The sequence below is a fragment of the Streptomyces sp. 3330 genome (genome assembly GCF_031456635.1).
GTDB lineage: Bacteria > Actinomycetota > Actinomycetes > Streptomycetales > Streptomycetaceae > Streptomyces.
Genome location: NZ_JAVDVA010000003.1, coordinates 201,530 through 223,546 on the forward strand (window position 1 = coordinate 201,530; position 22,017 = coordinate 223,546).

A 22,017-nucleotide genomic window follows, 5' to 3' on the forward strand; every position below is an offset into this window, starting at 1 on the left:
CGCCGAGGCGTAGCCCGGCTGGGCCTTGAGCGAGCGGCCGGCTCACCCGCCCGGCCCGAACTGGCACATGGCGGTCACCGACGCCCGCTGGGGCGCGCCGGACGGCCTCGCCGTGTACACCGAGCACCGCATCTTCCACAGCGACTTCAACCACCGTCCCGGCCCGGCGGTGGTGATCTGCGCGCGCTGCGGGGAGTCCACGGTGGTGGAGGGAGACCTCACGGAGCGGTTCGGCGCGGCCACCGACGCCTGGTACAGGACGGGCGCCGCCGCCGTCGACTGCCCGGCCTGCGCCCGGTCCCTCGACCTGTCCGGATGGCGGTGGGCCGACGACTCCCTGGCCTTCGCCCACCTCGGCTTCGAGTTCTGGAACTGGCCCGGACTCGGCGAGGAGTTCCGCGCCCGCGTGTCCGGCCTGCTGGACGGGCACAGAACGGCGTTCCTGCCGGGCAAGATCTGAGTGCCCCGAAGGAGTTCCGAAAGAGTGGGGGGCGGTCCCGTCAGGGGCTGAGCCGCTCCACCCGCCAGCTGCCGTCCGGCTCCGCCACGTACCGCAGCCGGTCGTGCAGCCGGTTGAGCCGGCCCTGCCAGAACTCCACCGACCGGGGAGCCACCCGGAAGCCGCCCCAGTGCGGCGGCACCGGCACCTGCTCGCCCTCCGGATAGCGGGCCGCCAGCTCGGCGTAGGAGGCGTCGAGATCGGCGCGAGTGGAGAGCACCGAGGACTGCGCGCTGGCCCAGGCCCCGAGCTGGGAGCCGTGCGGCCGGGTCCGGAAGTACGCGGCGGTCTCGTCGCGCCCGGTGCGCCGTGCCACGCCCCGCACGATGACCTGCCGGGCCATCGGATGCCAGGGGAAGAGCAGGGAGACGTGCGGGTTCTCGGCGAGGTCGCGGGCCTTTGCGGAGTCGTAGTTGGTGTAGAAGACGAAGCCCTGCTCGTCGAAGTGCTTCAGCAGCACCGTGCGGGAGCCGGGCCGGCCCTCGGCGTCCGCGGTGGAGACGACCATGGCGTTCGGCTCGAAGAGATGGGCCTCGACGGCCGCGTCCTTGAACCAGCGGGCGAACTGCTCCACGGGCGTGGCGGCCAGCTCGGCCTCGGAGAGGCCCTCGGCCCGGTACTGCTTGCGCATGGCGGCGGGATCGGGGACGGGGCCGGGGGAGACGGCGTCTTCGTCGGTCACGTGGTCATCTTGCCGTATGGCCCACCGCCGCTGACCGACCCACCGAAGGTGGCACTGAGTGCCGCAACCACTCCCCAAAGGTGGCACTCGGGGATATGGTGCAGAGGCACCCGTCGCCGCCGTACCGCCCCGATGGGGTGCAGGCCGGGTGACCGACGGCCGCACGGGGCATCAGTGGAGTACCGCCCAGGACCGCGAGTCTTCGCACCCCAGGTGCACGGGACCGCGGAACCGCCGGCGCCGCCCGTCCCCCACCGCTGTCCCCCACGACCCGCCGAACCCGTCCCACCGCACCCGTCCCGCCCCCTTCGGCCCGCACCTCCCGTCCACACCCCTCGTTCCGCACCACCCGTCCCACAGCTTCCGTCCCGCACACCCGTCCCGCACATCCCGTCGCACACATCCCGAGGAGCCGCCCGATGTCCGACTTCGTACCCGGACTCGAAGGAGTCGTCGCGTTCGAGACGGAGATCGCCGAACCCGACAAGGAGGGCGGCGCCCTGCGGTACCGGGGCGTCGACATCGAGGACCTGGTCGGTCACGTCTCTTTCGGCAACGTCTGGGGCCTGCTCGTCGACGGCGCCTTCAACCCCGGCCTGCCGCCCGCCGAGCCGTTCCCGATCCCCGTCCACTCCGGTGACATCCGCGTCGACGTGCAGTCCGCGCTCGCCATGCTCGCGCCCGTCTGGGGCCTCAAGCCCCTCCTCGACATCGATGCCGAGCAGGCCCGCGCGGACCTCGCCCGCGCCGCCGTCATGGCCCTCTCCTACGTCGCCCAGTCCGCGCGCGGCCAGGGCCGGCCGATGGTCCCGCAGCGGGAGATCGACAAGGCGCAGTCCGTCGTCGAGCGGTTCATGATCCGCTGGCGCGGCGAGCCGGACCCCAAGCACGTGGCCGCCGTCGACGCCTACTGGACCTCGGCCGCCGAGCACGGCATGAACGCGTCCACGTTCACGGCCCGCGTCATCGCCTCCACGGGCGCCGACGTCGCCGCCGCCCTGTCCGGCGCCGTGGGAGCCATGTCGGGCCCGCTGCACGGCGGCGCCCCCTCCCGCGTCCTCGGCATGATCGAGGAGATCGAGCGGACCGGGGACGCGGAGGCGTACGTCAAGCAGGCCCTCGACAAGGGCGAGCGGCTCATGGGCTTCGGCCACCGCGTCTACCGCGCCGAGGACCCACGCGCGCGCGTGCTGCGCCGTACGGCCCGCGAGCTGGGCGCGCCCCGCTTCGAGATCGCCGAGGCCCTGGAGAAGGCGGCCCTGGAGGAGCTCCACGCCCGCCGCCCCGACCGGGTCCTGGCGACGAACGTCGAGTTCTGGGCGGCCATCATCCTGGACTTCGCCGAGGTCCCGGCGCACATGTTCACCTCGATGTTCACCTGCGCCCGCACCGCGGGCTGGTCGGCGCACATCCTGGAGCAGAAGCGCACCGGCCGCCTGGTCCGCCCGTCCGCCCGCTACATCGGCCCGGGCTCCCGCAACCCCCGGGAGATCGAGGGCTACGAGGCCATCAGCGGCTAGGTCGGACCGGCCCGCCGAGGCGCGGCGGCCCGGTCCGCCCGGCGTCCCCAGGACGTCGCACCCGGCAGCACATCCGGCGTCACGCGGGGCTGAGCAGCTCCGCGTGATGCCGTTCGGCCACCAGCGGGTGGGCCCGCAGTTTGCCCTTCAGCTCGTTGAAGCCGTACTCGGCGAAGAGCGGGTTGGCGGGGTCGTCGGTGACACCGGGCGCGGCGGAGGCGTGCGGGAAGGGCAGCGGCTCGACGCGGGCGTCCAGACGGGGGTTGTAGAAGAAGGGCACGGAGAACCGCTCGACGGCGCTCGGCGGCGACACGACCCGGTGGTTGGTGGCCACGAGATACCCGTCGGTCGCCACCTCCAGCAGCTCACCCAGGTTGACGACGAAGGCGCCCGGCAGCGGCGGGACGTCGTGGAACAGCCCGTCCGCGCGCTGCACCTGGAGCCCGCCGACCTCGTCCTGGAGCAGGAGCGTGAGGAACCCGTAGTCCTTGTGCGCCCCCACGCCCTGGCCCGCGCCGTCGCCCGCGCTGCCCGGGTACCGCACGAGCTTCAGATGCGGATGCGCCCGCTCGCCGAAGGCCTGGTCGTAGAAGTCGACGGGCGCCCCGATCGAGGCGAGCAGCTCGTGCAGCAGCTTCTCGGCGACGGCGCTCAGCCGATCGATCCACGCGAGTGCGGCGGTCCGCAGCGCGGGCAGTCCGGCGGGCCACTGGTTGGGGCCCTCCAGCCACCAGTAGGCGGGCTCGTCGGGCCCCGGTGTCCGGGCGGGCCGCTCGGCGCCTATGTCGAGCTGGTCCCGCCAGTCCTGCCGCCCGCCGGTCCGCTCGTCACCGGTGCGCGTGTAGCCGCGGAAGTGCGGCGAGCGCACGTTGTCGATGGCGAGCCGCTCGGCCTCGGGCAGCGCGAAGAAGGCCCGCATGGCGGACAGCAGCTCGCCGGTCTCCCGCTCACCGACCCCGTGCCCGACCAGCTGGAAGAAGCCCACGTCGTGCGCGGCGCTGTGCAGCTGCGCGTGCAGCAGCGCCCGCGCCTGGGGACCGCGGTCCGCGGCGGAGAGATCGATGATCGGCAGTTGCTGGTACGACGGGTTCGTCATGGTACGTCCGCAGGTGTACGGGGCCCGGCCGCCGCCATGGGTGGGCGGCGCACGGGTGCCAAGTGGGCAGAGAGGAGAGGGAACGCAGGCGGAGGAGAACCGCGGAAGGGGCCGGAAGCTCAGATGGAGCGTCGACAGCCCATGCTCGTGACGCGGACGTAGTCCACGTGGCGGCGTCGAACGAGCGAAAGCATGCGCCCAGAGTACTGCTTGACGAAAGATCCGTACGTGGCGCGGATCACGTCCCGGAAACCCTGCGGCCGGACGCCGGACGCCGGACGCCGGACGGCAGGACACGGGGGACGGCAGGACACGGGGAGGGCAGGGACGGGGGAGGGCCGGGACCGCGGAGGTTCCGGACCGCGGAGATTCGGACGTACGAGGGGCCGTAAAACGCAGGCGACCCGCGAGTCTGGTCCTCGTGGAGAGGGCCGGCCGGACGTACCGGCGACTCGCGGGTCGGGTGACTGCGTTGAATTGGCCGGTTGCGTGCCACTCACACACGCTGGTCCGGCACCGCACTCAGTGGGCGACGGGCCACTAGCCCGCAGCCACCTCCGACGTCCGGTGTGCATACATGCTTCGGACCACCTCCTTTCCTTCGGTACCGCCCACACTAAGAACCCGTCCCCGGTCGCTCAAGTGTTTTTCTGGGATGTTGACTCGGCGGACCGCGAGACGATTCCCTGCTCGCGTGACTGATCTTCGTCTGCGCACCGAGGTCGTGGCCGGTGAGGCCGCGCTCGAACAGTGGCGGCACGTCCACAACACGGTCGTGCCGCCGGCCGCGATGACCCTCGACGAGGTACGCGAGAGAGCGGGGCGCTACCGACTGGAGAACGCCTACGTCGGTGACGTCCTCGTCGGCTGCTCGACCGTGCGGCCGCCCGAGGGCGAGCAGGCGGTGGCGACCGTCATCGCGCGCGTGCTGCCCGCCTACCGGGGACGCGGCCACGGCGCGCTCCTGTACGACCACGCGCTGGCCCACGCGCGCGTGCTCGGCGCCAAGGTGGTCGAGACCTGCGTGCTGGCCGTGAACGAGGACGGCCTGCGCTTCGCGCGGGCGCGCGGATTCGCCGAGGTCGAGCGGTACGTGCTCGACGGCGGGACGGCGGAATGGGTCGACCTGCGGCTCGTGCCCCCGCGGTGACCGGGGCGCGGTACAACGATTCCTCTGCAATCTTGCGGGAACCATATGTGGGCTGCGTCACGTTCGAGTTGAATGAGGGCAAGTGAGCGAACCTGCAGGGGGTCCAGGTGAGTGCTTCCCGACGTAGTGGGACCACCGACGAGCTGGGGCCGGACGAGCCCGAGCGGTCGGGCGGCGGCGGCCCCACGCCCCCGGAAGGCGCGCAGCCGCCGGTCGGACCGGTCGGCCCTGACGGCACCGATCTGCTCGCCGCACTGCTCGACGGCATGGACGCGGCGCTCTGCGCGTTCGACGGCGACGGCATCGTCACCCACTGGAACCGCGAGGCCGAGCGCGTCCTCGGCTGGAGCGCCACCGAGGCGGTCGGCCGGCACGGCTTCGCGGGATGGGCCGTGCGCGAGGCCGACGCCGAGGACATCGAGGGCCGGCTGATGTCCGCCATGCACGCGCCGGGCCGCCAGGTCCACGAGTTCGCGCTGCTGACCAAGGACGGCGGCCGCGTCCTCGTGCGCAGCCAGTCCGCCGCCGTCCGCGGGCCCGACGGCAAGCCCGCGGGGCTGTACTTCGCGTTCAGCGAGGTGCACGCCCAGATCGACCTGGAGCGCTCCATCGCGCTCAGCGAGGCCCTCTTCGACGACGCCTCCTGGGGGGTGGTCCTGGTCGACGCCGATCTGCGCCCCGCCGTCGTCAACGCGCACGCCGCCCGCGCGCTCGGCACGGGCCGGACGGCCGCCCTGGGCCGCCCCCTGGGCGATCTGCTCACGCGGGGCGTCGAGGAGCTGGAGAACGCGCTGACGCACGTCCTCGCCGAGGGCGCCCCGCCGGCCCCCGCCGAGCTGTGGGTCGGGGTGCGCACCCCGGAGGGCGAGAAACGGCGCTGCTGGCGCAGCGGCTTCGTACGCCTCGCCTCGCCGCTCGCCGAGGAGCCCGTGCCCCTCGGCGTCGGCTGGATCTTCCAGGACGTCACCGAGGCCAAGCAGGGCGAGCAGGAGGCCTCGCTGCTGCGCTTCCGCGCCAACCAGCTGCACCGGGCCGGCCGCGCGGCCGCCGAGTGCGAGGACCCCGCCGAGGCGGCGACCGTGCACCTCGACTTCGCGCTCGCCGGGTTCGCCGACCACGCCCTGGTCGACCGGGTGATGGGCGGTGCCCCGGCCGACGCCGAAGGGGCCGGGCCGCTGCGGCTGATGCGGGTCGCGGCCACCCCGTCGGGCGGGCCGGGCCCCAGCGCGCTCACCGGGCACACGGGCCTGCCCGTGCGCTACGGCGAGACGCATCCGGCGCTCCAGTGCGTGGCACGGGCCGGTTCGGTGCGGGCCGGGGTGGGCTCCGTGCCGGCCGACGAGGCGCGGGAGTGGGCCCGGGCGCGGCTGTGGCCCGAGGACACGGTGCACGCCTTGTGCGCGGTGCTGCGCAGCCGGGGCCGCACCCTGGGGGTCGTGACGTTCCTCCGCGGCGGCGGCCGCACCGCCTTCGAGCGTTCCGACGCGACCTACGCCGAGGACGTCGCCGTCCGGATAGCCGCGGCGCTGGACCTCGCCGACCTGACCGGGGCGGCCGACGCGGCGGGCCGGGGCGACGGCGCCTGACGCGCGCGTCCGTGCGGTAGCGCGGCGGATCACGAAGGGTCGCCACGGTCGCCGCAGGTCCGCCGGGCGGCTGCGTCCGGTCAGCGGCGGTAGAAGATCCGGTCGCCGTACTCCTCCATGATCCGCCCGTTCCAGTCGTGGCCGCCGTCGACGTTGCCGGAACGCAGCAGCGGGGGCTCGATGCCGCGCTCGGCGAGGACGCCGGCCGCCGTGGCCATCACGGCCTGCATCAGGGCCGAGGTGACGACCGTGGAGGCGGGGGCGAAGGGTGCGGGGACGGTGTCGAGGGTGAGTTCGGCGTCGCCGACCGCGATCTTCGAGTCGAGGACGACGTCGCAGTGGTCCTTCAGGAACGTGCCGGAGACGTGCCGGGACGTCGTCTCCGAGGCGTAGGCGACCGACGTCAGGCCGATCACCCGGACGCCCCGCGCGCGGGCGCTCTGGGCCATCTCCACGGGCAGGGCGTTGCGGCCGGACAGCGAGACGATCACGAGGGCGTCGCCCGCGCGCAGGGGCGAGGTGTCCAGGACGGCGCTCGCGAGGCCGTCGACACGCTCGAGGGCGGAGCCGAGGGTGGCGGGGGTGACGTCGACGCCGACGACGCCCGGCACCGCGAGCAGGTTCATCAGGGCCAGACCGCCCGCGCGGTATACGACGTCCTGGGCGGCGAGGGAGGAGTGACCGGCGCCGAAGGCGAAGAGGCGGCCGCCCGCGGCCACGGTGTCGGCGAGGAGCGTGCCGGCGGCCTCGACGGCGCCGGCCTCCTCGTCGCGGGCCCGCTGGAGCAGGGCGATCGCGGCGTCGAAGAACTGGGCGGCGAGCTTGCGGTCGCTCATCCGAGGGGCCCCTTTGCCGTAGCGGATGTCCGTGTCGCGGATCACCGTGCGGTCTGGACCAGTGCGCTGTCAATACGCCCGGTGAGGGTGGGGCGGCCGGGGTTCCGGGCGGCCTCGCGGCGGGTGCGCGCGCCCCGATGTAACCGCCCCGTTCCCACGGCGCGGCACGCTTGTCAGTGGTATCCGGCAGAATTGAGTCCAGGGCCAGCGCACGCGCCGGAGAGCCGTTCAGCCTTCGGCAGAGCCAGCAGAGCTAATCGAGGGGCACACATGTCCGGACTGATCGACACCACGGAGATGTATCTCCGCACCATCCTCGAGCTGGAGGAGGAAGGCGTGGTGCCCATGCGTGCCCGGATCGCCGAACGCCTCGACCAGAGCGGGCCGACGGTCAGCCAGACGGTGGCGCGCATGGAGCGCGACGGTCTGGTCTCCGTGGCCAGCGACCGGCACCTCGAGCTCACCGACGAGGGCCGCCGGCTGGCCACGCGCGTGATGCGCAAGCACCGCCTCGCCGAGTGTCTCCTCGTCGACGTGATCGGCCTGGAGTGGGAGCAGGTGCACGCCGAGGCCTGTCGCTGGGAGCACGTGATGAGCGAGGCCGTCGAGCGTCGCGTCCTGGAGCTGCTGCGGCACCCGACCGAGTCGCCGTACGGCAACCCGATCCCGGGCCTGGAGGAGCTGGGCGAGAAGGACGGCGCCGACCCGTTCCTGGACGAGGGCATGGTCTCGCTGGCCGACCTCGACCCGGGCCTGGAGGGCAAGACGGTCGTCGTGCGCCGGATCGGCGAGCCGATCCAGACGGACGCGCAGCTGATGTACACGCTGCGCCGCGCGGGCGTGCAGCCCGGCTCGGTGGTGAGCGTGACGGAGTCCGCGGGCGGTGTCCTGGTGGGCAGCGGTGGCGAGGCGGCCGAGCTGGAGTCGGACGTCGCGTCCCACGTGTTCGTCGCGAAGCGCTGAGCCCGGTCCGGGCGCGCGGGCCGTCGTCGGGGCGACCCCTCACGGTCGACCGAACGCTGAGCATTGTTCAACTCCTGGGGAGCGTGGGGAAGTTGGGCTGTTCCGTCGATCTCGTCGAATCGCAGATTGCCTGTGTCGAATCGCAGCGCTCCGGCGCTTCACGTGCCAGGCTGTCGCGTGGGGCATATGACCTGAGGGGGGCCGCATGCCGTGCCGTCGAGCAGTGGAGGGCCCCGGTGCCGTACGGCACCGGGGCCTGTCCTCCCCTGTTCTGACCCGGAGCCCCGAGCTCTCAGGGTCATTCCCCTCGGACCGATTTCCCCGAGCGGTCCGCCTCCCGCTGAAGGTCTCCCCTCGGCTGCGGCGATCATTCCTTGAGTGTGGTCACTCGAACGAGGGGTGTTGTGCGCGGAGAGTGCATTTCTCGAAAGGCCATTCGATAGCCTGCGGGTGATTGAAGGCAGCACGAAGGCATCGGAAGCGCAGTGGTACGACGGCTAGGGGGTGCCAGGACCTATGGCGCGACGCATCGACGTGACCGGGGCGGGCGGCGTACGCCTGGCGGCCTGGGAGTTCGGTGACCCGCCCAAGGGCGACCCGGCGAACGCGGTGACGGAGCCCGTGATTCCGCCCCAGTCCGGGCGGAAGCGGAGGGGCGGCCGGCTTGGCGAGCCCCTCGACGACGGGACCGGAAGCAGGCCGGGCGTCCTGTTACTGCACGGTCTGATGGGCCGGGCCTCGCACTGGGCGTCCACCGCCCGCTGGCTCTCCGAGCGGCACCGGGCGGTCGCCCTCGACCAGCGCGGCCACGGCCAGAGCGCGAAGTCGCCCGGCGCCGCCTTCACCCGTGAGGCCTATGTCGAGGACGCGGAGGCGGCCCTGGAACAGCTCGGCCTCGCCCCGGCCGTCCTCATCGGCCACGCCATGGGCGCGCTCACCGCGTGGCAGCTCGCCGCGAAGCGTCCCGATCTGGTGCGGGGCCTGATCGTCTGCGACATGCGGGCCTCCGCGCTGGGAGCGGCCTCGCAGCGCGAGTGGGGCGACTGGTTCAAGTCCTGGCCCGCCCCCTTCGCGACGCTCGCCGACGTCCGCAAGTGGTTCGGCGAGGACGACCCCTGGGTGGAGCGCCCCAACCCGTCACGGGGCGAGTTCTACGCCGAGGTGATGCAGGAGTCGCCCGACGGCTGGCGTCCCGTCTTCGAGCCCGAGCAGATGCTCAAGTCCCGCGAGACCTGGGTCTACGACGCGCACTGGGAGGAGCTCGCCCAGGTCCAGTGCCCGGCGCTGGTGGTGCGCGGCCTGGACGGCGAGCTCGGCCGCGCCGAGGCCCAGGAGATGGTGCGGGTCCTGCCGCGCGGCGCGTACGCGGAGGTCGCCGACGCCGGGCACCTCGTGCACTACGACCAGCCGGAGGGATGGCGCACGGCGATCGAACCGTTCCTGGACGCCGTACTCACTCCCGAAGCCCCTGAGATCCCCTGAGGTCCCCGAGTCCCCTGGGGTTCCCGCAGTCTCCTGGGGTTCCCGGAGTCCCCTGGGCTGCTGAGTCCCCTGGGGTTTCCGGAGTCCCTGGGTTCCCGGAGTCCCCTGGGGTTCCCCGAGTCCCCGAGGTCCCCGCGTCCCCGGTTTTGTGAGCCGTCCTGGGGCCTCTGAGGCCCCCTGAGCTTCTCGACGCCCTTCTCTGACCCCTGTGGCCCCGGAGCCTCCCTGACCCCCGTCGAAGCCCTTCCGGGCGGGTACGGGGGCCGCTCAGCCCCGACGGCCAGGCGGCAGGCGGCAGGGAGGCCTGGCGGCAGGGAGGCCTGGCGGCAGGCAGCCAGGCCGGCAGGCAGGCGGCCCGGCGGCCATGCGGGCCGAGGGCCTCAGGCAGTCAGCCATACGGCCAGGCGGGCCGAGGGCCTGGAGGACGGGGCGTCCGGCGGCCAGGCGGGTCGAGGGCCTGGAGGCCGGGGCGTCCGGCGGCCAGGCGGTCGGAAGGGTCAGGGGGACCAGGGGACCAGGGGACCAGGGGACCAGGGCGCCAGGGCGCCAGGGAGATCGGGCGATCAGCCCTTGCTCACCGCCGTCAGGATCTCCGGGAGGCGCGTCGCCGTCCGGGGAGCGGCCAGGCGCAGCCCCAGCAGGGTGATCGCCGTGCCGTACGCCGCGCCGCCCGGCAGCAGCAGCCAGGTCCAGGAGTCCCCGCCCTCGGTCACGTGCAGCCAGATCGTCACCGCGATGACGGGCGCGCACAGCAGGGCCGCCGCGACCATCCCGCCGAAGATCGCGATCCAGGCGAGACCTGCCTGGCCGGGAGCGACGTTCTTGTAGCCCTCCTGCGGAATCGAGTAGGGGAAGCGGGCGGAGGTCCAGGCGCCCGTCGCCAGCATCGCGCCGAGCAGCGCGAGCGACAGCCCCAGCGCCTCGGGCAGCTTCGACCAGTCGCCGAGCATCGCCCCTGTCAGCACGGTCACCAGCGTCGCGTACGGCAGGGTGATCAGCAGCAGGGCCAGCGCCCGCGCGCGCAGTTCGACGTACGCGTCCCGGCGCGAGGAGATCGTCATCGCCACCATCCAGAACGCGGACGTGTCCTGCCCGAACTGGTTGTACATCTGGATGCCGAGCATCCCGGCGGCGAAGCAGGCGAAGTAGATCGAGCCGGTGCCCTGGAGGGCGTTGAAGACGGGCACGATCAGCCCGATGGCCAGCGAGGTCACCCAGGCGGCCTTGGTCTTCGGGTCCCGCCAGATGTAGCGCAGGCCGCGCTCCATCACGGTGCCGGTGCGCCCGCCCGGCAGCAGCCGCCCGAGACCCGTCGAGCTCCGCCGTTCCCGCGCGGTCGGCTCGGCGGCCTGGAGGGTGGAACCGTCGGGCGAGATCATCAAGCGGGTCAGGCTCCGCGTCCACACCCGTACCAGCAGCGCCAGGGCACCCGCGCTGACGGCGATCTGCGCGGCGGCCGTCCCGTACGCGCCCTCGCTCACCGAGTCCACCGCGCCGACCGCCGAGGCGGGCGGCAGCCAGCGCAGCACGTCCGCCGCCGGATCGAGCTGCCCGAGACCGGACGTCCCGAGCCGCTGCGCCCCGAAGTTGACGAGCTGCGCCCCGATCGCGATGACCAGCCCGCTCAGCACCGCGAGATCGCGTCCCTTACGGCTGGTCAGCAGCCGGATGTTGGCGGCGGCCACGGCCCGGGCGAGCGCCACGCACACCAGGAGTCCCAAGGCGACGGCGAGCACGCCCACCGCCCACGCGGCGGCTCCGTGGGCCACGGACACCACCGACCCCACCAGCATCAGCAGCGTGAACAGCGGACCGATGCCCACCAGGGAGGCGGCCAGCAGCGCCCGCACCAGCGGCCGGGGCCGCAGCGGCAGCATCACCAGGCGGGTCGGGTCCAGGGTCTCGTCACCGCTGGGGAAGAACAGCGGCATCACCGCCCAGCCCAGTCCCAGCACCGCCGCGAGGAGCACCACCAGCGACACCGCGTGGTCGTGGCCGCGCAACGCGATCAGCCCGAGCAGCTGAAGCGCGGCGAACAGCAGCGTGACGACGGCGGAGGCGACATAGGCGGCCCGCCGCCCGCCCGACTGGCGCAGCCCGTTGCGCAGCAGCGACAGCTTCAGCCGTACGACGACGGCGACGAGCCCCGGGGGCGTCGGCTCGCTCACCGGGCCGCCCCGCCGCCCAGCCAGTCGAGGTCGGAGCCGGTGTTCCGCCCCTGCGCCCCGACGAGTTCGAGGAACGCCTGCTGCAGGGAGGGCGCCGACCCCCGCACCTCCTCCAGCGTCCCGTGCGCCCGGATCCGTCCCGCCGCCAGCACCGCCACCCAGTCGCACAGCGACTCGACCAGCTCCATGACGTGGGAGGAGAAGACGACCGTCGCCCCGGACGCGGTGTACCGCTCCAGCACGCCCCGGATGATCTGCGCGGAGACCGGGTCGACGCCCTCGAACGGCTCGTCGAGGAAGAGCACTTCGGGGTTGTGCAGCAGCGCGGCCGCGAGCCCGATCTTCTTTCGCATGCCGGTCGAGTAGTCGACGACGAGTTTGTGCTGGGCCCCGGCCAGATCGAGGACGTCGAGCAACTGCGTGGCCCGCTTGTCGACCTCCGGGCCGGGCAGCCCCCGCAACCGCCCGCTGTAGCCGAGAAGTTCACGCCCCGAGAGCCGCTCGAACAGCCGTAGCCCCTCCGGCAGCACCCCGATCCGCGCCTTCACCTCGACGGGATCCCGCCACACGTCGTGCCCGACCACCTCGACGGACCCCTGATCGGGCCGCAGCAGCCCGGTCACCATCGACAGGGTCGTGGTCTTCCCGGCGCCGTTCGGCCCGACGAGCCCGATGAACTTTCCGGACGGCAGATCGAGATCGATCCCGGCGACGGCGACCTGCTGGCCGAACCGCTTCCAGAGGTTGCGCACGCGTACGGACGTCATGCAGGAACCCTACGGCGAGAAGAGCGCCCCTACCGGGGGCGCCGCTAGCGATCCCGCCCGCAGGCGTAGGCGAGCGGCGAGATCAGCTCCTCCGCGTCCGGCAGCCACCGGTTCGCGGCGGTGGGCCGGCAGGCCCACTGCACGGCGCCCCGGGAGCCGAAGCGCGTGGGCGGCGCGGCGACGTACAGGCCCTCGCCGAGCGTCAGCAGATCGAGCGCGCCCAGCGACCAGCCCAGCTTGCGCACCAGGTCCGGCACCTTCGCCGACGCCCCCGGCAGCACGAAGAACTGCATGCGCCGGTCCGGCGTCAAGGTGACGGGACCGAGGGTCAGCTCCATCCGCTCCATCCGCGCCAGCGCGAGGAACCCGGCCGTCTCCGGAACGGAGATCGCGTCGAACGTACGCCCGGTCGGCAGGAGGATCGAGGCGGTCGGCTGCTTCTGCCACATCCGGCGCGCGACCGTCGCGCTGCCGGTGGCCTGTGTCGCCCAGTCGGGGCGCGCGGGGTGCGCACCCGGCGCCGCGCACGCGCCGTCGCCGCAGGAGCAGCGCTGCAGTCCGTCGACGGGTTCGAGCCAGGTGCCGGGGAACACGTCCCAATGTCGTTCCTCGGCGTAACGAACAGCGGTCTCGAGCAGCGATTCCCCGCGCTGCTTCGGGATTTGAGTGGCTTCGGCGCCCGCGATGGTCTCTTCCACGATGAACACAACTCTAGCCGTCACCAGGGGTTACGCCCGCCCCATTGCGCGGGGGAGGAGCATCGATTCCGCGTCCGGGGCGCATGGGTGCACGAGCGGGGGCGCGCGGGAGGAACGGGCGCGGGAGCGGGTAACCAGGAAGAGGGGGGCGGGCATCCGCCGGTAACCCGGCAATTCTCTTTATTCCTCGGCAAGTCTTGGCAATCCTCACATGCCTCGCATTTTCGCTGTGGCTGTGGGGCATTGATCTTCTCGGCCGGAACTTTTCGGTGGAAGACACGTCAACTCGGTGTGTGGACGGGCACCCGCCGTCCCGGTCACCGCAGCCACAGGGGGTAGTGCCCATGGCCGCAAGGCCGCTAGTCGCGAGGCAGCCGAACGAACGGTTGCAGGCGCTCATCCAGGAAGCGGGGTGCTCGAACGCCGGGCTCGCCCGCCGCGTCAACATGTGCGGCGCCGAGCACGGACTCGACCTGCGCTACGACAAGACGTCCGTGGCCCGCTGGCTGCGCGGACAGCAGCCGCGGGGCCGCGCCCCGGCGATCATCGCGGAGGCGCTGGGCCGCAAGCTCGGCCGTACGGTCACGATCGACGAGATCGGCATGGCCAACGGCAAGAACCTCGCCTCGGGCGTGGGTCTCCAGTTCTCGCCGACGGTGCTGGGGGCCATCGAGCAGGTCTGCGAACTGTGGCGCAGCGACGTGGGCCGACGCGACTTCCTCTCCGGTTCGTCCGTGGCCGCGTCCGCGCTCGTCGAGCCGAGCCGCGACTGGCTGATCTCCTCACCCGACGCGCAGGTGGCCCGGGCCGCCGGGCCCCGGGTGGGCCTCTCCGACGTCGCGGCCGTCAAGGCGATGACGCAGGCGCTGGTCGAGCTGGACCACCAGTACGGCAGCGGGCATGTGCGCCCGGTCGTCGTGCACTACCTGAACAGCGTCGTCTCGGGACTGCTGGCCGGCTCCTACCGGGAGGCGGTGGGCCGGGAACTCTTCGCGTCCGTCGCCCGGTTGACGGAGCTCGCCGGCTACATGGCCGTCGACACCGGCCAACCCGGCCTCGCCCAGCGCTACTACATCCAGGCCCTGCGGCTCGCCCAGGCGGCCGGCGACAGAGGGTACGGCGGATACGTCCTCGCCGCCTCCATGAGCCACCTCGCCGCCCAGCTCGGAAACCCGCGCGAGATCGCGCAGTTGGCGCGCGCGGCGCAGGAGGGTGCGCGCGGGCGGGTCACGCCGCGGGCCGAGGCGATGTTCCTCGCGGCGGAGGCGCGCGGTCACGCGCTGCTCGGGGACGCGCGGGGAGCCCAGGCGGCCTCCGGGCGGGCGGTGGCGGCGCTGGAGGCGGCCGAGCCGTCCTCCGGGGACGATCCCGCGTGGATCGCACACTTCGACGAGGCCTATCTGGCCGACGAGTTGGCGCACTGCCATCGCGACCTGGGGCAGGCCGACGCGGCGGCGCGCTGCGCCGAACAGTCCCTGGCCGGCCATCCGGAGAGCCGGGCGCGCCGGCGCGCGATCGGCTATGTCCTGCTGGCCACCGCGCAGGTGCAGCAGCGCGAGATCGAACAGGCCTGCCACACCGGACTGAAGGCGGTCGAGCTCCTGGAGACCCTCCGCTCCAACCGGGGCGCGGAGTACCTGGAGGACCTCCAGCAGCGACTGGATCCGTTCCGGGACGAGTCGGTGGTAAGGGAGTTCGGCGCGCGGCTGGAGTTGCAGACCGCGGCGTGAACGGACGGGGCGCCGTCGCGTGAACACACGGCGAACGGCCAGGTCGTGCCGAGGGAGGGACATAGACAGCGCACGGCGCTCCGGATCTGTCACCGAAGTCACTGTCGTACCGGTGGGAGGGAGGTCACGACCTGAGCTGCGTGGCACGGGGTTCCGGGGACCCGGTAGCGTGAGCCGACGATTCCGAAGGTCCCCCATTCGTAGGAGTCCCGGTGACGCAGAGTGGACAGGGCGAGGAGCCCTCGGCGCAACCCGCGCGCGAAGGCATCGTGCTGCCCTCCGACGGTGGGGAACCCCTGCTGCCGGGAATGACGACGGACGCGCCGCGGCCGGTGCCCCACCAGGGACCGCCGCCCGGCCAGCCGTCGGGGCACCCGTCCGGCGGGTACGGCGCTCAGCAGTACGGGCAGCAGCAGTACGGGCAGGACGAGTACGGGCAGCAGACGTACGGGCAGCCGGACCACGGCCAGCACGGCCAGCGCGCGTCCCAGGGACAGCACGCGTCCCAGGGACAGCCCGCGTCCCAGGGGCAGCCCGAGTACGGGCGGCAGGCGCCGGCCGGCGGACAGACCTGGGGAGACCCCTGGGGTCCCGGCGGGCAGGCGCCCGCCCCGCAGCAGCCCGCCCAGGGCTGGCCGCTTCCGGCGGACCAGACGGACGGCCAGGGCCGGACGGACCAGGGGCACCCGCACCAGCAGCACCAGCAGCACCAGCAGTACCCGCAGCAGCCGCAGGCTTCGTGGGACGGCGGGCAGTCGGCTCCGTGGAACGGCGGCGCCCCGGCGGGCGCGGGCCCGCTCCCGCCGGAGAACGCACCGGGCCAGGGCGCACCCCTGCCCCCGGTCTCCCCGGCTCCGGCCGACGAGGCCGCGACGCAGTACATACCGCCGGTCCCGGCCGGTCCGGCCGCCGACGGCCGGGGCCCGTACCCGCCGCAGTTCGCGGCCCCCGGCGCCGCGGACGAGGGCGCCACCCAGTACCTGCCGCCCGTCCCCGCCGCCCCCGTCGACGAGGGCGCGACGCAGTACATACCCCCGGTCGCACCGGGCGCCCTGCCGCCCGAGGTTCCGGCCGAGTCGACCCAGTACCTGGGCCGCACCCCGCAGAACGCCCCGGGCCCGATGCCGAACGCCGGAACGCAGCCCGGCGCGTACTCCGACTCCGAGCCCACGCAGTACATCCCGCCCGTCGCCGCGCAGGCCGACGGCGACCGGCAGCCGCCCGCCGAGTTCGAGAACCTCTTCCGCAGCGGGCCGGGCAGCGACAGCCAGGCCGGCTCCACCCAGCAGCTCCCGCGCTTCTCCGAGCCCGACACCCCCGGCCGCGGCCGCGGCGGGCCGGGCGGTCACGGGGGCGCACCCGGCTACGGCGCCGGGCCCGCCGCCCGTTCCCCGCAGGCCGCCCACACTCCGCCCGGCGACCCGGCGACGGGCGGGCGGCGCGGGGCGCGTGACGACGGCGGCGGCCGGGGCGGCCGCACCGGCTCGCGGCTGCCGCTGTTCGCGGCGGTCGGCGTGGCTCTCGCGGTCGTCGGCGTCGGCGCGGGCGCGATGATGGCGGGCGGGGGCGGTGGACAGGGCGACGACAACCAGACCGTCGCCGCTTCGGCCCCCGCGACCGAGGGCTCCGCGTCGGCGTCCACCGGCGCGGCCGAGCAGCAGGCCGTCGCACTCGACAAGCTCCTCGCGGACAGCGGCAGCAGCCGGGCCAGCGTGATCAGCGCGGTGGCCGACGTGAAGGCGTGCGGCAATCTCGCCCAGGCCGCCACGGACCTGCGGGACGCGGCGACGCAGCGTTCCGAGCTGGTCACCAGGCTTTCCGCGCTGAAGGTCGACCAGCTGCCCGACCACACCGCGCTGACCACCGCCCTCACCAAGGCGTGGCAGGCCTCCGCGTCCGCCGACAACCACTACGCGGCCTGGGCCGACCAGGTCGCCGCCAACAAGAACAAGAGCTGCAAGAAGGGCTCGGCCCGCACCACGTCCGAGACCCAGGCGGGCAACCGCGCCAGCGGCACCGCCAGTGCGCAGAAGACGCAGGCGGCGAAGTTGTGGAACAAGATCGCGCGGACCTACGGCCTGACGGAGCGCCAGCCCACCCAGCTGTAGACGCGGGCCGGCCGGCGCCGTCGCGGGGGCGGGCCGGCCGGATCGGACGGGTCAGTCGACGTCGGCCTTCTCCAGGGTCTTCGTCACGTTCACGAAGCCCTTCTTGGCGGCCACCAGGCGGCCCTTGCGCACGGCCTGCAGGGTGACGTCGGCGTTGACCAGGCGGGGGAAGCCGATGGAGGCGAGCCGGTCGGTGAACTCCCAGCGGAGCGTCGGCGTCAGTCCGCCGGTGGTGATCTCCAGCCCGTCGTCGAGGGCGCCCCGCACGGAGCCGGCGGTCACCTCGCCGCCGTCCAGCGACTCCACGGCCTGCCGGAACACGGTGTAGGCGATCCAGGTGGTCTGGACGCCGGTGTCCGTGGGGTCGATCCGGGTGTCGGAGAAGGCCTCCTCGCTGATCACCTTGTTCATCGGCGCCCAGGCGGGGTCGCTCAACACCGGGTACCAGCCGGTGACGTAAGCCCCTTCGAAGGGGCCGGAGGCGGCGCCGGCGGCGTTGATCACCGTCTGGTCGACGCTGCCGAGGACGGTGCCGGTGCGGACGGCGGGGTAGTCCTCGCGGGTGCGCCGGAAGGAGTCCATGAAGGTGGCGGTGCGGTCCCCGAGCGCGGTCACCACGCAGCCCTTCCCGTCCCCGGCCGAGTCGCCGGTCGCGTTCTTCACGGCGGCCTCGGCCTGGGTCGCGTACTCGGTGGCGTCCTCCGGCGCCCGCTGGTCCCTGGCCTCGGCGTGCCCGCCCGCGGTCAGGCCGGCGTTGAGCATCGTGGGGAGCGCGTCGCCCGCGATGGTGTCGGGGCGCACGAGCGAGACGGGACCGCAGGTCGCGCCGAGCTCCTTGCCGAGGCCGGCCAGCAGCGAGGGCTGGCCGCCGTTCACGGGGTAGGACAGCGGGCTGGTGAACTCGGCGTTCGTGACGCCGTAGCCGCCTATGTAGGGGATGCCGGCGCCCTCCAGATGCGGGAAGAAGGCGTCGGAGTGCTGACTGTAGGAGCCGACCACGGCGACCGCGTTCTCCCTGACCGCGCGCCGGGCGCACGCCGCCGCGGACACGGTGTCGTTGTGGTCGTTGCAGGTCAGGACCTTGAGCTTGCGGCCGTTCAGGCCGCCGTTCGCGTTGATCCAGCGGGCGTAGGCGAGCGCGAAGGCGGGCATCCCCGGCTTGTTGGTGGCGGACGTCCCCTCGGGCGCCCACGTCATGACGACGATCGGGTCGTCCCCGGAACCCCCCGGGACACCGGGGACGACCCCGCAGCCGACGGCGAGTGACGCACAGGCGGCCAGGGCACCCGCCGAGAGGGCGGTCGCTCTGACGGACCTGGTGCAGCGGAAGGACCTGGGGAGGAAGGTGCTTCGCGTGGATGTGCGTCGCTTGCCGGTCATGGACACGCACGATTCCGTCACATCGCTAACCCGGGAGTGACCCACGGTCAACGGGCGGTGACGGCCAGGTGAATTACCGGGGCACCGGCGGTGCGCGAAGAAGGGAAACGTACGATCTACGACCGTGCAAGGTTCGGAGAACTCTTCCCGTCGCGGCCGTCGCTCCTCCACCATGGGCGGCATGCCACTCAACGACATGCCGTGGTGGCGCTGGCGCAGCAATGTGCGCTCCGCGCTGCACATGCTCTCCGACCCGGTGTTCCAGCAGAACGTCTGGCTGGCCGGCGTCGAGGGATACGGGGACGTCACCGACGCCGTGTACCGCCTCGTCGAGGACACCTGGCTCGACAACTGGTCCGCCGAGAAGTACGTCGGCACGATCTTCCGCGACTCGCAGGAGGCGGCCCTCGTGGACACCGCCGTGCTGCGGGTGCTGCGGATCATGCACCAGGTCGGGCCGGACGCCCCGGTCTCCGCGTACGTCAACCACGAGGCGTGGCCGGAGGCGGTACGGGCGGCGCGGGACGCGCACGTGCGGATGGCGGCGAGCGACGGCGACGACGCCGACGCGCCGCCGCGCACCCTCGAGGTGCTGCGCATCATGACGCGCGCCGCGTAGGCCGCGAGCGGGGCCGGGAGCGGGCCGGGGAGCGGGCGGACGCCGTGTTCCGCCCTGCGGAACGATTGCCCACGGCGTCGGCCGGTGTGCGACCCTGTCGGGCATGAACGCGCAGCCCACCCGAGCCGCGGCGACCGGCGCCGACCAGTACGTCCTCACCCTTTCGTGCCCCGACAAGCAGGGCATCGTGCACGCCGTGTCGAGCTATCTCTTCATGACCGGCTGCAACATCGAGGACAGTCAGCAGTTCGGTGACCACGACACGGGTCTGTTCTTCCTGCGCGTCCACTTCTCGGCCGAGCCTCCGGTCACCGTGGACAAGCTCCGGGCGAGCTTCGCGGCGATCGGCGACTCCTTCCACATGGACTGGCAGATCAACCGGGCCGACGAGAAGATGCGCGTCGTCCTCATGGTCAGCAAGTTCGGGCACTGCCTGAACGACCTGTTGTTCCGCGCCAGCATCGGCGCGCTGCCGGTGGAGATCGCGGCCGTGGTGTCCAACCACACCGACTTCGCCGAGCTGGTGGGCTCGTACAACATCCCCTTCCGCCACATCCCGGTGACCAGGGAGAACAAGGCGCAGGCCGAGGCGGAGCTGCTCGAACTCGTCCGCGAGCAGGACGTCGAGCTGGTCGTCCTCGCCCGCTACATGCAGGTCCTCTCCGACGACCTGTGCAAGCAGCTCAGCGGCCGGATCATCAACATCCACCACTCCTTCCTGCCGAGCTTCAAGGGCGCCAAGCCGTACCACCAGGCGCATGCGCGGGGCGTGAAGCTGATCGGGGCGACGGCGCACTACGTGACGGCCGACCTCGACGAGGGGCCGATCATCGAGCAGGAGGTCGAGCGCGTGGGGCACGGCGTCACGCCGGACCAGCTCGTCGCCGTCGGGCGGGACGTGGAGTGCCAGGCGCTGGCGCGGGCCGTGAAGTGGCACGCGGAGCGGCGGATCCTGCTCAACGGGCGACGCACGGTCGTCTTCGCGTAGCCGTCCCGTCGGGGCGCCGGTCCCGCGCCGCGGGCTCCCTCCGGCCGTGCGGGCCTATCCGGCCGTGCGGGCCTATCCGGCCGTGCCGGACGCGGCCGGTCCGGCGGCTACATCCGGCTCAGGGACGCCGCCGCGAACAGGACGTCCCTGATCGCCTCGCGGTCGCCCAGCTGGCCCGCCGCGGCCTCCTCCGGGGAGACGTGGCCCGCGGCCAGCCGACAGAACTCGACGTCGTCCAGGGCGACGTGGGCCACCTCGTGGTCGGCGGAGCCCACCGCGCCCGGCGAGTCCAGCGGGATCAGCCACTCGCCGCCGCCCGAACCCTCGATCTCCAGCCGCAGGCTGCGGCCGGGACGGCCCGCGGTGACCAGGTGGCGGGTGCGCGAGGGGGCGGCGAGCCCCGCCCTGCGACGGGCCGCCAGGGTCTCGGGCAGCATCCGCGCGGCGAGGTCGATCATGCCGTGCAGGTGGCGCGGGGCGGGCGGCGCGTAGGGGTAGTCGACCGCTTCCGCGATGTCCTCGGCGTGCACCCAGCACTCGAAGGCGCGGTCCAGCATCGCGTCGCGCAGGGGCAGTTCGAAGCCGCCGTACGACACCGGCATGGCGCCGGGGCCTCCCCCGCGTTCGGCTTCGCCCGCGCGGGAGGTGCCCCCGCCCGTGAAGGACACCGTCCGCACGAGGGCGTGGGTCTGTTCGCGCCAGGGGCCGCGCACGGAACGGGTGGGCGGGAAGTGCGAGCCCGCCCAGAACGACTCGGTGCGCCGGGCCGGCATGTCCGACGGGCCGCCCGGCCCGGCAGCCGGCCGCTCCCGCCCGTCGGCCGCGTCCGTCGGGTGAGCCCGGTCGGTCCGGTCGGTCCGGTCGCTCCCGCCCGGCCTGTCGCCGGTGGTGAAGGGGGCCAGCGGGTCGTCCAGCCCCAGGGCGACGGCCACCAGCCCGTCGACGGCGAGCAGGTGGGCGATGACCCCGGCGACGGTGGTCCGGCGGCTCGTGGCCCCCTCGCCGCGGAACCAGCGCAGGCGCACCGGCGCGTGCCACTCGGCGTCCCCGAAGTCCTGGAGCAGGGCGTCGAGCCGCGCGGTCTCGGCGTCGTAGGACGCGGCCCAGACGGGTACCGGGATCCGGGGCGGACGCCGGCTCAGGCAGCCGTCGAGGACGCGGGTGCGCAGGCCGGGGTCGAGGTCGAGGCTCTCCGGGCGCTGCAGCAGGCCGACCGCCTCGCGCAGCCGCCGTGCCTCGTCCGCGCAGGCTCCGCAGTCGCCGAGGTGCTCCTCGACGGCCGCAGTCTCCTCGGTCGAGCAGGCCGCCAGTGCCCAGGCGCCCAGCAGCGACTTCAGCACCGGGTGCCCGAGCGCGAGCGGCCCCGGACCGGCCGGCTCCGCGGGCGGCAGCGGCAGCCCGCCGTCTTCCACGGAGGCGCGGGGGAACGGGATGCGCGCCGCACGATCGGTCCCGCGGCCGACGGGCGCACGGCTCCCGTCACGCGGGCCGCCTGCGGAACCGCCGTCACGCGAGCCGCCCCCGGAACCGCCCTCACGGGAACCGCCGTCACCGGGGCCGCCGGGGTCGCTCGGTCGGGTGCCGTCCTCGCCGGGCGCCGCGGCTCCGCCCGTCTCCGGGCCTGTTTCCCAGCCCCGGTCCCGGTCCCGGTCGTTCTCCCGGCCCGGGTCCCGGTCGTTCTCCCGGTCCTTGTCCTGGTCCTTGTCCTGGGCTTTCTTCATGTCCTCTTCGTCTCCGCCGTCCTC

Annotated in this window: 18 protein-coding genes; 10 read left to right on the plus strand and 8 right to left on the minus strand. The window is 73.5% G+C overall.

Translation table 11 applies throughout. The features are described from left to right. Positions 1-67: 67 nt before the first annotated feature. Positions 68-460 carry a hypothetical protein gene (locus tag J2X68_RS06845; protein ID WP_310431535.1) on the plus strand — a complete coding sequence of 131 codons (393 nt, stop codon included), beginning with the start codon at positions 68-70 and terminating at the stop codon, positions 458-460. 40 nt (positions 461-500) lie between these two features. On the opposite strand, the gene pdxH is transcribed toward J2X68_RS06845, so the two are convergent. Then, the gene (pdxH, locus tag J2X68_RS06850) at positions 501-1,181 is read right to left on the minus strand and encodes a pyridoxamine 5'-phosphate oxidase (protein WP_310431536.1); all 681 of its coding nucleotides are present in this window, start codon (positions 1,179-1,181) and stop codon (positions 501-503) included. Positions 1,182-1,600: 419 nt separating this feature from the next. Between pdxH and J2X68_RS06855 the strand changes: the two genes are divergently transcribed. After that, complete coding sequence (locus J2X68_RS06855; protein WP_310431537.1) at positions 1,601-2,701, plus strand: citrate synthase 2; 1,101 nt, start codon at positions 1,601-1,603, stop codon at positions 2,699-2,701. A gap of 79 nt (positions 2,702-2,780) precedes the next feature. Here J2X68_RS06855 and J2X68_RS06860 read toward each other — a convergent pair whose 3' ends face one another. Then, positions 2,781-3,797 carry a 2-oxoglutarate and iron-dependent oxygenase domain-containing protein gene (locus J2X68_RS06860; protein ID WP_310431538.1) on the minus strand — a complete coding sequence of 339 codons (1,017 nt, stop codon included), beginning with the start codon at positions 3,795-3,797 and terminating at the stop codon, positions 2,781-2,783. Positions 3,798-4,491: 694 nt separating this feature from the next. Here J2X68_RS06860 and J2X68_RS06865 point away from each other — a divergent pair. Together J2X68_RS06865 and J2X68_RS06870 are read left to right on the plus strand one after the other, a co-directional pair. Further along, entirely contained in the window at positions 4,492-4,947 is a 456-nt protein-coding gene (locus tag J2X68_RS06865) for a GNAT family N-acetyltransferase (protein WP_310431539.1), read from the plus strand. A 107-nt stretch (positions 4,948-5,054) separates the two neighbouring features. Next, positions 5,055-6,533: a PAS domain-containing protein gene (locus tag J2X68_RS06870; protein ID WP_310431540.1), complete on the plus strand. Its 1,479-nt coding sequence runs from the start codon at positions 5,055-5,057 to the stop codon at positions 6,531-6,533. A gap of 80 nt (positions 6,534-6,613) precedes the next feature. On the opposite strand, the gene J2X68_RS06875 is transcribed toward J2X68_RS06870, so the two are convergent. Then, positions 6,614-7,369 (minus strand): SIS domain-containing protein, encoded by a 756-nt coding sequence (locus J2X68_RS06875; protein WP_310431541.1) that lies wholly within the window; start codon positions 7,367-7,369, stop codon positions 6,614-6,616. A gap of 270 nt (positions 7,370-7,639) precedes the next feature. Between J2X68_RS06875 and J2X68_RS06880 the strand changes: the two genes are divergently transcribed. Together J2X68_RS06880 and J2X68_RS06885 are read left to right on the plus strand one after the other, a co-directional pair. Continuing rightward, positions 7,640-8,332 carry a metal-dependent transcriptional regulator gene (locus J2X68_RS06880; protein WP_020130217.1) on the plus strand — a complete coding sequence of 231 codons (693 nt, stop codon included), beginning with the start codon at positions 7,640-7,642 and terminating at the stop codon, positions 8,330-8,332. 516 nt (positions 8,333-8,848) lie between these two features. After that, the gene (locus tag J2X68_RS06885) at positions 8,849-9,814 is read left to right on the plus strand and encodes an alpha/beta hydrolase (protein ID WP_310431542.1); all 966 of its coding nucleotides are present in this window, start codon (positions 8,849-8,851) and stop codon (positions 9,812-9,814) included. Positions 9,815-10,377: 563 nt separating this feature from the next. On the opposite strand, the gene J2X68_RS06890 is transcribed toward J2X68_RS06885, so the two are convergent. Genes J2X68_RS06890 through J2X68_RS06900 form a run of 3 tightly spaced genes read right to left on the minus strand, consistent with a single transcriptional unit; the run spans position 10,378 to position 13,456 of the window. After that, positions 10,378-11,982, minus strand: coding sequence for a transporter (locus tag J2X68_RS06890; protein WP_310431543.1), 1,605 nt, complete (start codon positions 11,980-11,982; stop codon positions 10,378-10,380). Then, positions 11,979-12,749 carry an ABC transporter ATP-binding protein gene (locus J2X68_RS06895; protein ID WP_310431544.1) on the minus strand — a complete coding sequence of 257 codons (771 nt, stop codon included), beginning with the start codon at positions 12,747-12,749 and terminating at the stop codon, positions 11,979-11,981. Before J2X68_RS06895 ends, J2X68_RS06890 begins: the two co-directional genes overlap by 4 nt. A gap of 44 nt (positions 12,750-12,793) precedes the next feature. After that, positions 12,794-13,456 carry a bifunctional DNA primase/polymerase gene (locus tag J2X68_RS06900; RefSeq protein WP_310431545.1) on the minus strand — a complete coding sequence of 221 codons (663 nt, stop codon included), beginning with the start codon at positions 13,454-13,456 and terminating at the stop codon, positions 12,794-12,796. A 335-nt stretch (positions 13,457-13,791) separates the two neighbouring features. Between J2X68_RS06900 and J2X68_RS06905 the strand changes: the two genes are divergently transcribed. Then, entirely contained in the window at positions 13,792-15,177 is a 1,386-nt protein-coding gene (locus tag J2X68_RS06905) for a transcriptional regulator (RefSeq protein WP_310431546.1), read from the plus strand. A 212-nt stretch (positions 15,178-15,389) separates the two neighbouring features. After that, a complete protein-coding gene (locus J2X68_RS06910) occupies positions 15,390-17,285 on the plus strand; it encodes a hypothetical protein (RefSeq protein WP_310431547.1) in 1,896 nt (631 codons plus the stop codon). A gap of 51 nt (positions 17,286-17,336) precedes the next feature. On the opposite strand, the gene J2X68_RS06915 is transcribed toward J2X68_RS06910, so the two are convergent. Then, entirely contained in the window at positions 17,337-18,665 is a 1,329-nt protein-coding gene (locus tag J2X68_RS06915; protein WP_310431548.1) for an ABC transporter substrate-binding protein, read from the minus strand. A gap of 172 nt (positions 18,666-18,837) precedes the next feature. Between J2X68_RS06915 and J2X68_RS06920 the strand changes: the two genes are divergently transcribed. Continuing rightward, on the plus strand, positions 18,838-19,284 hold the full coding sequence (locus J2X68_RS06920) for an SCO4402 family protein (protein WP_310431549.1): 447 nt from the start codon (positions 18,838-18,840) through the stop codon (positions 19,282-19,284). A 103-nt stretch (positions 19,285-19,387) separates the two neighbouring features. Beyond that, positions 19,388-20,272: a formyltetrahydrofolate deformylase gene (gene purU / locus J2X68_RS06925; protein ID WP_310431550.1), complete on the plus strand. Its 885-nt coding sequence runs from the start codon at positions 19,388-19,390 to the stop codon at positions 20,270-20,272. A gap of 107 nt (positions 20,273-20,379) precedes the next feature. Here the strand turns inward: purU and J2X68_RS06930 are convergent, their stop codons facing one another. Then, on the minus strand, positions 20,380-21,993 hold the full coding sequence (locus tag J2X68_RS06930) for a zf-HC2 domain-containing protein (protein ID WP_310431551.1): 1,614 nt from the start codon (positions 21,991-21,993) through the stop codon (positions 20,380-20,382). Between the last annotated feature and the right edge of the window lie 24 nt (positions 21,994-22,017).